This is a genomic window from Hydrogenophaga laconesensis (assembly GCF_031457235.1).
GTDB lineage: Bacteria > Pseudomonadota > Gammaproteobacteria > Burkholderiales > Burkholderiaceae_C > Hydrogenophaga > Hydrogenophaga laconesensis.
Genome location: NZ_JAVDWE010000006.1, coordinates 257,049 through 268,856 on the forward strand (window position 1 = coordinate 257,049; position 11,808 = coordinate 268,856).

Below are 11,808 nucleotides of genomic sequence, written 5' to 3' on the forward strand. Positions count from 1 at the left end.
GGCCGATGTCAGCCTTCGAACTGCGGATGCAGCTGGCGGATGCGGTTGATCGCCATGGCGGCCGCGGCGGTGCGTGTTTCCACACCCAGCTTGGCGTGGATACGTTCCAGATGCTTCTTCACCGTGGCCGGGCTGGCGCCCAGGATGTCGCCGATGTCGCGGTTGATCTTGCCCTTGACCACCCAGTACAGGACCTCGGCCTCCCGTGCCGTGAGCCCGAACGCCCCCGCGAGAGCGGAGAGCACGCTGCCGTCCGAGGTTTCCTGCATGACGATGAGCCAGTCACCGCCCTCGCCATTCACTTCATCGCCCACGCGCTGGTGCAGGCGGAAGGTGAGGCGGCGCGGGCCGTTTTCCAGCGCGAGGCGGGGCGGTTCGCGCTGCTCCAGCGCTTCGCTGAGATGACGCCTCAGCCATTGCAGCACGACCGGGGGCGTTGTGGGTGCTTCGGTGCCGCAATGGTGGCGCAGCAGGTCACGCGCCAGCGGCGTCTGCCACATCAGGCGGCCGTCGCGTTCGCGCACGGTGATGGTGGCGTAGCCGAAGGCGTCGAGTGCGTTGCGCGCCTGGCTGCGCTCCACCGCTCCCTGGCGTGCGTGCCGAGCGGTGCGCAGGTGAACGCCCATGCGGGCCATCACCTCTCGTGGCTTGATGGGTTTGGTCACATAGTCGGCACCGCCTGCGTCGAGCGCAGCCACCAGGTGCTCGGTCTCGGTAAGCCCCGTCATGAAGATGATGGGAATGTGCGCGGTCGCGGGCTGGGCCTTGAGCCGCCGCGCGACTTCAAAGCCGTCCAGGCCAGGCATCACGGCGTCGAGCAGCACCACGTCGGGCAAGGCCTGGGTGGCGCGGCGGATGGCGCTCTCGCCGTCGAGCGCGACGAGCACGGTGTACCCGGCGTCGTCCAGCGCATCGTGCAGTGGCGCGACATTGTCGGGCACGTCGTCCACGATCAGCACCACCAGCGCGTCAGTGAGTGGCAATGCCGTCGCGGTCGGTGGCGGCTCAACCGGATACGCCATGGTGCTGCAGCAACTGCTGCTCGATGGTTTCGAAGCGGAACTCGCGCGCCAGCGTGCGAAGGCCCTGTGCGAACGTGGCCTGTTCGGGGTGGCGCTGCACCCAGTCATCGAGCCACTGCACGATGCCCTTGTAGTAGCCCAGGCGCACCAGTTCCAGCAACGGTTCGATCTCGGCTCGCGTGGCGGGCATCGACACAGTCGGCGGCAAGGCCACCTGCGGTGTCATCGTTTCGGTGATCCATTCCAGCGACAGGCGCTGCCCCAGCCAGGCCAGCAGGTCGTCGCGCCGCACCGGTTTGACGAAGAAGTCCTGCGTGCGATGACCGAGGTCGTTGTCCAGCCCTTTGTCGAACGCATTGGCCGACACGATAGCCAGCGGCACCTCGCCCCAGCCGAAGGTCTGCAGGCGGCGCAGGGTTTCCCAGCCATCGATGCCCGGCATGGCCAGGTCCATGAAGATGGCGTGCGGCGCACCCGGATCACCCGGTTTCAGCCCTTCGAGCAAGGCAAGCGCGTCAAAACCGCTGGTGGCCAGCATGACCTCGAAACCCAACGGGCCGAGCCAGCGGGCCAGCAATTCCCGGTCAGCCTCCTCGTTGTCGACCACCAGCACACGGCGACGCGTGCCGGTGTAGCCCGCGTGCTGGAGCATGGCACTGGCCGCAGGCAGCTGAACGCCATGCAGCTCGGGCAAAAACAGGCGCACGGTGAACACCGAGCCCTCGCCGGGGGCGCTGCGCACCGTCATCTCGCCACCCATGAGATCGGTCAGCATCTTGGCAATGGTCAGCCCCAGACCGGTGCCGGTGGCGGCGCCCACGTCGCCCTGCCCCCGTGCAAAGGGTTCGAATACGCGATCCAGCTCCTGCGCGTTCATGCCGGGGCCGGTGTCGTGCACCTCGAACTGGGCCATTTCACGCGCATGCGTCACGCGCAGCCGCACCTCGCCGCTCCGGGTGAACTTCACCGCGTTGGCCAACAGGTTGATGAGAATCTGGCGCAGCCGCTTCTCGTCGGCGCGCACGGCGTCAGGCAGGCGGCTGCCGGTTTCGTAGGAGAAGCGCAGGCCCTTGGCGGCGGCCTGCAATTCGAACATGCTGGCCACTTCGCCCATCGCGTCGGCGAAAGCCATCGGCCTTACATCGAGCGCGAGCTTGCCGGACTCGATGCGCGCGATGTCCAGTGTGCCCTCGATCAGCGACAGCAGGTGCTCGCCCCCCCGGTGGATCACGCGGATGGCCTGTGCGCGGTGGGGCGCCACGCCGGTGTCCTCCTGCAGCAGCTGTGCATAACCCAGGATGCTGTTGAGCGGTGTGCGCAGTTCGTGGCTGATGGTGGAGATGTAGCGCGTCTTGGCCTGGTTGGCCTGCTCGGCGGCACGGCGCGCCTGCTGCAGGGCTTCGTCGGTGCGTTGGTGGGACTCGATCTCCTGCATGAGCAGCCGCGTCTGGCGGTTGGACTCTTCCTGCGCCACCTCTCGGCTCTTGTGCGCGAGCACCAGCCACCAGGCCACCGTCGCCGCGATCAGCAGCAGCACGGCATACACCCGCACGAAGCCCGAACGCAGTGTGGCGTCGAGCAGCGAGGTGTTGGCCGCCACACCCAGGCCATCGGCAAGGCCTTCCACCTCCTGCCGGTAGAGCAGACCGAGCACGGCCGCCAGCACGGGTGCCACGATCAGCATGAGCAAGAGGTAGTGCGCCAGCCCCGCTTCCAGGTATGGCCACACGCGGCGCGGCAGCACCCGGCGCAAGGCACCGGCCCACTGTTCCGACAGGCGTGCGTGTGGCTTGCACAGGTCGCCGCAGCGCGCGTCCAGCGTGCAGCACAGGGAGCAGATGCTGCCCTGGTACGCGGGGCATTGGGCCATGTCGGGCCCTTCGTATTCGCGTTCGCAGATCACACAGCGCTGCGCGGTGTGTGGGTGGGCGTGACGCGCAATGTAGTAGCGCCCTTTCGTCAGCCACGCAATGGCCGGCGCAGCGAGCAGCGCGGTCACCATCGCGATCAGCGCCGAGAAGGCCTGCGGTCCCGGTCCCATCAGACCCATGTGCGCCGCGATGGACAGCGCCGAGGCCAGTCCCATCGCACCCACGCCGACGGGGTTGATGTCGTAGAGGTAGGCGCGCTTGAATTCGATGCCCCTGGGCGACCAGCCCAGCGGCTTGTTGATTACCAGGTCGGCCACCACGGCCATGATCCAGGCGATGGCGATGTTGGAGTACAGGCCGAGCACCTCGCCCAGCGCCTGGAACACGTTCATCTCCATCAGCATGAAGGCGATAAGCGTGTTGAACACCACCCACACCACACGGCCCGGGTGGCTGTGGGTGATGCGCGAGAAGAAGTTGCTCCAGGCGAGCGAGCCCGCGTAGGCATTGGTGACGTTGATCTTCATCTGCGAAATCACCACGAACAGCGCCGTGGCCGCCACCGCCCAGCCGTAGTCGGTGAACACGAACTCGTAGGCCGCGAGGTACATCTGGTTCGGGTCGACCGCGCGGTCGGGCGGCACCATGTGGCTGATGGCGAGGTAGGCCAGCAGTGCGCCGCCGAGCATCTTGACCACCCCCAGCACCACCCAGCCCGGGCCACCTGCCAGCACCCCCGCCCACCAGCGCAACTCACGACCGGGCTCCCTCGCGGGCATGAAGCGCAGGTAGTCGGCCTGCTCACCCATCTGGGTGATGAGCGCAATGCCCACCGTCAAGGCCGCACCAAACAGGTGCCAATCAAATGTTGCGCCCGCACCAGATTCGCCACCATAGTGCACCACGTTGGTGAACGTCTCCGGCGCCATCCAGGCCACTGCCCCGAAAGGCACCAGCATCATCACGATCCACAGCGGCTGGGTCCACACCTGAAAGCGGCTGATGACCGAGACACCGTGTGTCACAAGCGGAATGACCACCAGCGCGCAGATGAGGTAGCCCCAGGCGGGCGGAATGTCGAGCGCCAGTTCCAGCGCGTAGGCCATCACCGCGGCTTCGAGCGCGAAGAAGATGAAAGTGAAGGAGGCGTAGATCAGCGAGGTGATGGTCGAGCCGATGTAGCCAAAGCCCGCACCGCGCGTGAGCAGGTCCATGTCCACGCCATGGCGCGCGGCGTACACGCTGATGGGCAGGCCGCCCAGGAAAATGATGAGGCCCGTGCACAGGATGGCCAGCGCCGCGTTGACGAAGCCGTACTGCACCAGCAATGTGGCGCCGACGGCCTCCAGGATCAGAAACGAGGCGGCACCGAACGCGGTGTTGGCCACCCGCCATTCGCTCCACTTGCGGAAGCGCTGGGGCGTGTACCGCAGCGCATAGTCCTCCATGGTCTCGCTGCCGACCCAGCTGTTGTAGTCGCGGCGCACCTTGATGATGCGCTGCGGCGCAGCATCATTGCCCCCACGCTCCGCCGCCGCGCGGGTCGCTGCCCCCCATGGGGGCTGATCCGGCCTGGGGGCGGCCCGGCTGCCGTCTCGCTCGCCCCCACGCTCCGCCGCCGCACGGGTCGCTGTCCCATGCGGGGGCTGGCCCTCCTCGGGGCGGCCCGGCGGCGGATCGTTGACGGGTGCGGACGCGGCTTTCACCGGCACCGTTTCGCAGCTTTCGTGCCACGCCCGGAAACGGGGCACGGGTCTTGCTGAATCCGACCAACACGAACGCCCTGGCCCCTGACGACCGCGCACACCATGGAACTCACACCCCGAGAGAAGGACAAGCTGCTCATCTTCACCGCCGCCTTGCTGGCCGAGCGGCGCAAGGCGCGCGGCCTCAAGCTGAATTACCCCGAGTCGGTCGCGCTGATCAGTGCGGCCGTGATGGAAGGCGCCCGCGACGGCAAGACCGTGGCCCAGCTCATGAGCGAGGGTCGCACCGTGCTGACCCGGGCCGACGTGATGGACGGCATCCCCGAAATGATCCCGGACATCCAGGTGGAGGCCACCTTTCCGGATGGTACGAAGCTGGTCACGGTCCATCAGCCGATAACATGAGGGCGCGACATGACCTCGAATTTCACAGGAACCACAGCATGAAATCCAGATTCCTCATCGCCCTGGCGCTCTCCGCCCTATCGTTTTCGGCTTTCGCCCATGTGGGCGAGGCGCACGACCACGGTGGCTTCCTCACGGGTTTCGTGCACCCCATCACGGGCCTCGATCACCTGGCTGCCATGCTGGCAGTGGGCGTGTGGAGCGCGATGACCACGCGCCGCCTATGGATCGCGCCCTTGTCCTTCGCGGCGCTGCTGCTCGGTGGCGCCCTGCTGGCGCAATCGGGCATCGCCTTCCCGGCCATCGAACCGATGATCGCGGCGTCCATGCTCGTCGTCGGCCTGCTGCTGGCCGCCCAGGTGAAGCTGCCGGAAGCGGCGGGCGCCGTGCTGGTCGGCGCGTTCGCGCTGTTCCATGGCGCGGCGCATGGCCAGGAGCTGGCGGATGGCTCCGCGCTGGCCGGCATGGTGGCGGGTACGGCCCTGCTGCACACAGCGGGCATTGCCATCGGCCTGGGCTTCAGGCGCGCCAATCAGTGGCTGCCGCGCCTGGCGGGTGCGGCTGTCGCGCTGATGGGCCTGAACATGGGCTGGTCCCTCATCGCGGGTTGACACCATGATCCCCGGCGAACTCCTCATCGACGAAGGCGAGCACACGCTCAACCCGGGCCGCCGCACGCTCACGCTGGTGGTGAAGAACGGTGCCGACCGGCCGATCCAGGTCGGCTCGCACTACCACTTCGCCGAAACCAACGGAGCGCTGGATTTCGACCGCGCCGCCGCGCAGGGCATGCGGCTGAACATCGCCAGCGGCACGGCCGTGCGCTTCGAACCCGGCCAGCAACGCACCGTGGAACTGGTGGACTACGCGGGTGACCGCATCGTGCGGGGCTTTCGCGGCCTGACGCAGGGCGCGCTGGCCTGACCCGGATGCGACACAGGGTCAGTAGGAAATGGTGGTGCGGGTCACCACCGGCTGGCCTGCCGCAGCCTCCACATAGAAGCCCGGCAGACCGGCCGTGCCGAAGCGCGTTGCCGGGTTGCGAACGAACTGCGAATCAGTCAGCGTGATCAGACCGGTCCGGTTCTGGCTGACAAAGAAGACCGCACTGCCCCCTTCGACAGCGGTGTTGTCGCTCACCACACTGCCGTAGACACCCAGATTGATCTCATTGCCGTCGAGGTAGATGGCCCCGCCGCTGCCACCACCCGGTGTGCCAGGCCGTTGCGGATTGGCACCATTGCCGGTGACGGTGTTGTGGCTGATCAGGCTGTTGTAGACGTTGTACGACACGCCGATGGCGCTGAGCGCGCCGCCGTTGGAGCAGGTGTTGCCCAGACCAGCGGCTCCGCCGAACGTGCTCTGCACCACGTAGACCGGCCGATCCTGGTACATGTCGAGCACGCGGACGGCGCCCCCCCCCACGTCCGGCCCCGTGGGCTCGCAGCGGTTGTTGGTGAACACGCTGTTGACGATCTTGAACTGCCCGCCACGCACGAAGATGGCCCCACCGCCACCACCTTCGGCCGTTTCGCCGATGGAGTTGCCATTGGCGAAACGGATGTTCTGTACCGTGAGCCGCGGGGTTTCCTGGTTGTCGCAGTTCGCGGTGGTCCAGACCTGGGCCGCATCGCAGGTGTTCTGGTAGAGGATGCGCCGGGCGCCACCGCCGCTCAGCGTGATGAGGCCGCCGCCATCGAGCGTCACGTCCGGCCGGTTGTTGAACACCTTGGCGGTGGCCGGCAAGGTGAGGGTCACCGGATCGGCGCCGCAGTTGAAACGGATCTTGCCGCCCTGCGCGACCGCGTTCACCACCGCCTGCCCGGTGCAACTGGCCGGTGTGCCCGTCCCGATCACGTGATCGGGCTGGCTGGTGTCGACGGCGGCACCCGCTGCCGGCACCGGCACCTGACCACTGGACGTGCCCGAGCCTGACGAACCACCTCCCGGTGTCACAGTGCCAGATCCCGTTCCACTGCCGCCGGACGACCCGCCCGATCCAGCCGACCCGGTGTCGGTGGCATCACCGCCACCACCACCACAGGCGGTCAGGGCGGTCAACACGGCAACAAGAATGGCCGTGCGTGGAAGAAGCGGCAGGCGAGACGCTGAAGAGGACATGGCGAAGGTCGATCTGGGTGGAAAACTGGCGCGCCACCGAGGGTGAAAGGTGGGCATGGCTGGCACGATCCGTGCTCGGTCTTGGTGAACCGGAAGCCAATGTAAGCGGATACCCCTTTGGGTAGTGCTTCAACATGCAACCTTGTGTGTATTCGCGATGCCCCCGGTCACGAAGCGGCCCCAGCGTGCCGACATCATCAGGACACAGACCACCATGACCACCGTATCCCGCAGCGCCTATGCCGGCATGTTCGGCCCCACCGTCGGTGACCGCCTGCGCCTGGCAGACACCGGCCTGGTGATCGAAATCGAAAAGGACTACACCCTCGCGTCCGGCGGCTATGGCGAAGAAGTGAAGTTCGGCGGCGGCAAGACCATCCGCGACGGCATGGCACAAAGCCAGCGCGCGCGCGGCGAGGGCGCGGTCGACACCGTGATGACCAACGCGGTGATCATCGATCACTGGGGCATCGTCAAGGCGGATATCGGGCTGAAGGACGGGCGCGTCGTGGCCATCGGCAAATCCGGCAACCCGGACACCCAGCCCGGTGTGGACATCGTCATCGGCCCGGGCACGGAAGTGATCAGTTGCGAAGGCAACATCGTCACGGCCGGCGGTATCGACAGCCACATCCACTTCATCTGCCCGCAGCAGGTGGACGAGGCGCTGGCCTCGGGCGTGACCACCATGCTCGGCGGCGGCACGGGCCCCGCCACCGGCACGCTGGCCACCACCAGCACACCCGGCCCGTGGCACATCGAGCGCATGCTGCAGGCCGCCGACGGACTGCCGATGAACCTGGGCTTCCTGGGCAAAGGCAACGCCAGCCTGCCCAACGCACTGCGCGAGCAGATCGACGCCGGCGTGATCGGTCTGAAGCTGCACGAGGACTGGGGCACCACGCCCTCGGCGATCGACTGCTGCCTGAGCGTGGCCGAAGAGACAGACACGCAGGTCGCGATCCACAGCGACACGCTCAACGAATCGGGTTTCGTGGAGAACACCATCGAGGCCACCAGGGGCCGCAGCCTGTGCGCGTTCCACACCGAAGGTGCGGGCGGCGGGCATGCGCCCGACATCCTGCGCGTGGTCGGTGAAGCCAACTTCCTGCCCTCCTCCACCAACCCCACGATGCCGTACACCGTCAACACGCTGGACGAACACGTGGACATGCTGATGGTGTGCCACCACCTGGATGCGGGCATCGCGGAAGACCTCGCGTTCGCCGAGAGCCGCATCCGGCGCGAGACGATCGCCGCCGAAGACATCCTGCACGACATGGGCGCCATCAGCATGATGAGCAGCGACAGCCAGGCCATGGGCCGCGTCGGTGAAGTCATCATCCGCACCTGGCAGACAGCCTGCAAGATGAAGAGCCAGCGCGGCACGCTGCCGGAAGACAGCTCGAGAAACGACAACTTCCGCGTGAAGCGCTATGTCGCCAAGTACACGATCAACCCTGCCATCGCGCACGGCGTGTCCCATATCGTGGGTTCTCTGGAGGTGGGAAAGTGGGCCGACCTCGTCGTGTGGAAGCCGGCGTTCTTTGGTGTGAAGCCCGCGCTGGTGCTCAAGGGCGGCAGCATTGCGCTGGCCGCGATGGGCGACCCCAATGCCTCCATTCCCACGCCGCAGCCCGTGCACTACCGTCCGATGTTCGGCAGCTTCGGCAGCGCCATCGCCAAAGGCAGCCTCACCTTCGTTTCGCAATCTGCGCTCGCGGCGAACGTGGGCCAGCGATACGGCCTGCAGAAGACGCTGTCGGCGGTGCAAGGCATCCGTGGCGTCACCAAGGCCCACATGATCCACAACGCGCTGCTGCCCCGGATGGAGATCGACCCACAGACCTACGCGGTGCGTGCCGATGGCCAGCTTCTCACCTGCGAACCGGCCAGCGTGCTGCCCATGGCACAACGCTACTTCCTGTTCTGATACGTTTGCGCATGCTTCAGGTTTCCAAACTCATCCCTCAGGGCCAGGGCCTGGCGAAGGCGCTGGTGCATCGCGCGCCCCAGCTCGAGCTGGATTGGGACATCCGCCAGAAAAGCCGCTTCGACGCGACCGCGTCCGACGGGCGCCATGTGGGCGTGTTCCTGCCGCGCGGCACCGTGGTGCGCGGCGGCGACGTGCTGCTCACGCAGGACGGCTCGCTGCTGCGCGCAGTGGCCGCGCCCCAGGCGGTGCTGCGCATCACCGCCCGCCCGGACTACCCGGCGCAGGACCAGGCTTTCGACCTCATGCGCGCCGCCTACCACCTGGGCAACCGCCACGTGCCCATCGAACTGCAACCCGACCACCTCAAGATCGAACCCGATCACGTGCTGGCCGAGATGCTGCGCGCCATGCACCTCACCGTGGTGGAGGTGCGAGAACCCTTTGAACCCGAAGGCGGCGCCTACGGTGCCGCGGCGGGCACCGGCCACGGACACCACCACCATCATGGCCACGACCATGCACACGGCCACCACCATGGCCACGGGCATGACCACGGCTGACCGGTCGGCCGCCAGCCTGCTGCGCATCCTCTGGCTGGCTTCGCCCGCGCTGCCGGTGGGGGGCTTCTCGTATTCCGAAGGCCTCGAGGCCGCGGTGGATGCCGGACTGGTGCGCGATGAAGCCAGCGCTGCTCTCTGGCTTGAAGACCAGTTGCACCTGAGCCTGGCGCGCAGCGATCTCGCCGTGGTCGCGCAAGCCATTCCCGCCTGGCGCCAACAGGACCTCGCCCGCATCGCAGAACTCAACCACTGGGTGCTGCAGACCCGCGAAACGCAGGAGTTCCGCCTGCAGAGCGAACAGATGGGCCGTTCGCTGCTGGAATGGGCCCGTCAGCTCGGGGAACTCGGCGCTGGCGTGTTCGAGCAACTGCAGGCCGCGCAACTCCACCCACCCACCTACCCCGTGGCCTGTGCCTGCGCCGCCGCCAACACGGACGCCAGCCTGCGCGACAGCCTGGTCGGCTACGCGTTTGGCTGGGCCGAGAACCTCGTGCAGGCCGCCATCAAGTCCGTGCCGCTGGGCCAGAGCTCGGGCCAGCGCATGCTCGCCCGCCTGGCCCTGCAGATTCCCGCCGCCGTGGACCACGCCATGGCACTCAGCGACGACACCCGTCAGGCCTTCACGCCGATGCTGGCCATCCTGTCGGCACGCCACGAAAACCAGTACTCTCGCCTCTTCCGCTCCTGACCCTGGGACTTTTTCCATGACCTCCACCGCCCTGCACCACATCCCCCGCCGCACCAAGACCCTGCCACCGCTGCGCGTCGGCATCGGCGGCCCGGTGGGCTCTGGCAAGACCACGCTGCTGGAGATGCTCTGCAAGGCCATGCGCGATCGGTACGACCTGGTCGCCATCACCAACGACATCTACACCAAGGAAGACCAGCGGCTGCTCACCGTCAGCGGTGCACTACCGGCCGAACGCATCATGGGCGTGGAGACCGGCGGCTGCCCACACACCGCGATCCGCGAAGACGCATCGATCAACCTCGAGGCGATCGACCGCATGCTGGACCAGTTCCCGGACGCCGACGTGGTGTTCATCGAAAGCGGCGGCGACAACCTGGCCGCCACCTTCAGCCCCGAGCTGAGCGACCTCACCATCTACGTGATCGACGTCGCCGCCGGCGAGAAGATTCCGCGCAAGGGCGGCCCCGGCATCACCAAGAGCGACCTCTTCGTCATCAACAAGACCGACCTGGCGCCGCACGTGGGCGCCGACCTGGAAGTGATGAAGGCCGACACCGCCCGCATGCGGCCCGACACCGCCCGCCGGCCCTGGGTGATGACCAATCTCAAGACGCTGGCCGGCGTGGAAGACGTGGTGCGCTTCATCGAGACGAGGGGCATGCTTCGCACCGAAGCCACCGAGGCCCTGACCGCCTGAGCGGCGCGCAGGCTAAAATGCCGGCCTTGCAAACGCTCCCGGAGACGTGGGTGAGCGGTTTAAACCAGCAGTCTTGAAAACTGCCGACCCGCAAGGGTCCGTGAGTTCGAATCTCACCGTCTCCGCCAGTTGACCAGAAGCCTCGGGTCACCGAGGCTTTTTTTGTGGCCGTAAAACCCCGTTGCATGCTGCAGGCTGGTCCCTTTTCTCTGCGGCGAATCCTGGACTGCCCGCTCAACGACGGCGCGCAAGAATCGGGCTGTGACACTTGATGTCGCCTGGGCCATCGCTCCGGAAATCTTCTGCGATCCATCGCTTCACGCCGGGGGCCGTACCACCCCCGACGGGGCCGCGCGTTTTCAGCATGGCATCGGGATTTGTACCCATGCCAGGCGGAGACGGGCATGGAAAGATGGAAGGCGGAGACGTTCACTCACCCTGTCACAGGAGGAGCGATGATCAAGGTCATGTACAAGGGACACCGGAGCGTGCCGATGGTCTGCTGCGACATTTGCGGCAGCTGGATCGACGACGCCGACGCGGGTGCCGCGGTCTTTCGTAAGTCGGTGGGTGAAGGCTGCATCTCCGAGGTGCTCCACACCCACAAGGGCCGCTGCCACGTCGTCGCGGAGGAGCGGCTCGGAGGCCAGGTGAAGACCGGTTGGCATGAACTGCGCCAACACCTCCAGCTTCTCGTGTTCAACACGGGCATACCGCCCGCCGCTCTTCAAAAGCTGGAGGACGGCAACGGGTTCTAGTGCGGCGCGACGGCTTCGTGCCCGAGACGAACCCGTTGCCC

Annotated in this window: 10 protein-coding genes, 1 tRNA gene and 1 pseudogene; 9 read left to right on the top strand and 3 right to left on the bottom strand. The window is 66.9% G+C overall.

Features of this window, described 5'->3' with window-relative positions; all coding sequences use genetic code 11:
* Positions 1-8 precede the first annotated feature (8 nt).
* Complete coding sequence (locus J2X09_RS13045; RefSeq protein WP_204733674.1) at positions 9-1,022, bottom strand: response regulator transcription factor; 1,014 nt, start codon at positions 1,020-1,022, stop codon at positions 9-11.
* The gene (locus J2X09_RS13050; protein ID WP_204733908.1) at positions 1,006-4,341 is read right to left on the bottom strand and encodes a hybrid sensor histidine kinase/response regulator; all 3,336 of its coding nucleotides are present in this window, start codon (positions 4,339-4,341) and stop codon (positions 1,006-1,008) included. Before J2X09_RS13050 ends, J2X09_RS13045 begins: the two co-directional genes overlap by 17 nt.
* 360 nt (positions 4,342-4,701) lie before the next feature.
* Here J2X09_RS13050 and J2X09_RS13055 point away from each other — a divergent pair, with 360 nt between their 5' ends.
* From J2X09_RS13055 to J2X09_RS13065, 3 genes are read left to right on the top strand one after another with little or no spacing between them, the layout of a single operon-like run.
* Positions 4,702-5,004: an urease subunit gamma gene (locus J2X09_RS13055; RefSeq protein WP_204733673.1), complete on the top strand. Its 303-nt coding sequence runs from the start codon at positions 4,702-4,704 to the stop codon at positions 5,002-5,004.
* A 38-nt stretch (positions 5,005-5,042) separates the two neighbouring features.
* Entirely contained in the window at positions 5,043-5,615 is a 573-nt protein-coding gene (locus J2X09_RS13060; protein ID WP_204733672.1) for a HupE/UreJ family protein, read from the top strand.
* 4 nt (positions 5,616-5,619) lie between these two features.
* A complete protein-coding gene (locus tag J2X09_RS13065) occupies positions 5,620-5,928 on the top strand; it encodes an urease subunit beta (protein WP_204733671.1) in 309 nt (102 codons plus the stop codon).
* Positions 5,929-5,946: 18 nt separating this feature from the next.
* Here the strand turns inward: J2X09_RS13065 and J2X09_RS13070 are convergent, their stop codons facing one another.
* A complete protein-coding gene (locus tag J2X09_RS13070) occupies positions 5,947-7,068 on the bottom strand; it encodes a hypothetical protein (RefSeq protein ID WP_310308462.1) in 1,122 nt (373 codons plus the stop codon).
* A 271-nt stretch (positions 7,069-7,339) separates the two neighbouring features.
* Between J2X09_RS13070 and ureC the strand changes: the two genes are divergently transcribed.
* The 6 genes and pseudogenes from ureC to J2X09_RS13100 all read left to right on the top strand — a co-directional run bounded on the left by ureC (position 7,340) and on the right by J2X09_RS13100 (position 11,767).
* Positions 7,340-9,058, top strand: a complete 1,719-nt coding sequence (gene ureC / locus J2X09_RS13075) for an urease subunit alpha (protein ID WP_204733669.1) — start codon at positions 7,340-7,342, stop codon at positions 9,056-9,058.
* 11 nt (positions 9,059-9,069) lie between these two features.
* Positions 9,070-9,618: pseudogene (gene ureE, locus J2X09_RS13080) on the top strand (urease accessory protein UreE); the annotation flags it as partial.
* Positions 9,566-10,309, top strand: a complete 744-nt coding sequence (locus tag J2X09_RS13085; RefSeq protein WP_374726501.1) for an urease accessory protein UreF — start codon at positions 9,566-9,568, stop codon at positions 10,307-10,309. The pseudogene ureE and the gene J2X09_RS13085, both read left to right, overlap by 53 nt.
* A gap of 16 nt (positions 10,310-10,325) precedes the next feature.
* Complete coding sequence (ureG, locus tag J2X09_RS13090; RefSeq protein WP_204733667.1) at positions 10,326-11,009, top strand: urease accessory protein UreG; 684 nt, start codon at positions 10,326-10,328, stop codon at positions 11,007-11,009.
* Between the two features lie 40 nt (positions 11,010-11,049).
* A tRNA-Ser gene (locus tag J2X09_RS13095) sits at positions 11,050-11,137 on the top strand.
* 327 nt (positions 11,138-11,464) lie between these two features.
* Entirely contained in the window at positions 11,465-11,767 is a 303-nt protein-coding gene (locus tag J2X09_RS13100) for a hypothetical protein (protein ID WP_204733666.1), read from the top strand.
* The last annotated feature ends 41 nt before the right edge of the window (positions 11,768-11,808 follow it).

Excerpts from the sequence above, each read along its gene's own strand:
- J2X09_RS13045 (WP_204733674.1), bottom strand. The coding sequence starts at position 1,022 with ATGGCGTATCCGGTTGAGCCGCCACCGACCGCGACGGCATTGCCACTC.
- J2X09_RS13050 (WP_204733908.1), bottom strand. The coding sequence starts at position 4,341 with ATGGAGGACTATGCGCTGCGGTACACGCCCCAGCGCTTCCGCAAGTGG.
- J2X09_RS13055 (WP_204733673.1), top strand. The coding sequence starts at position 4,702 with ATGGAACTCACACCCCGAGAGAAGGACAAGCTGCTCATCTTCACCGCC.
- J2X09_RS13060 (WP_204733672.1), top strand. The coding sequence starts at position 5,043 with ATGAAATCCAGATTCCTCATCGCCCTGGCGCTCTCCGCCCTATCGTTT.
- J2X09_RS13065 (WP_204733671.1), top strand. The coding sequence starts at position 5,620 with ATGATCCCCGGCGAACTCCTCATCGACGAAGGCGAGCACACGCTCAAC.
- ureC (WP_204733669.1), top strand. The coding sequence starts at position 7,340 with ATGACCACCGTATCCCGCAGCGCCTATGCCGGCATGTTCGGCCCCACC.
- J2X09_RS13085 (WP_374726501.1), top strand. The coding sequence starts at position 9,566 with ATGGCCACGACCATGCACACGGCCACCACCATGGCCACGGGCATGACC.
- ureG (WP_204733667.1), top strand. The coding sequence starts at position 10,326 with ATGACCTCCACCGCCCTGCACCACATCCCCCGCCGCACCAAGACCCTG.
- J2X09_RS13100 (WP_204733666.1), top strand. The coding sequence starts at position 11,465 with ATGATCAAGGTCATGTACAAGGGACACCGGAGCGTGCCGATGGTCTGC.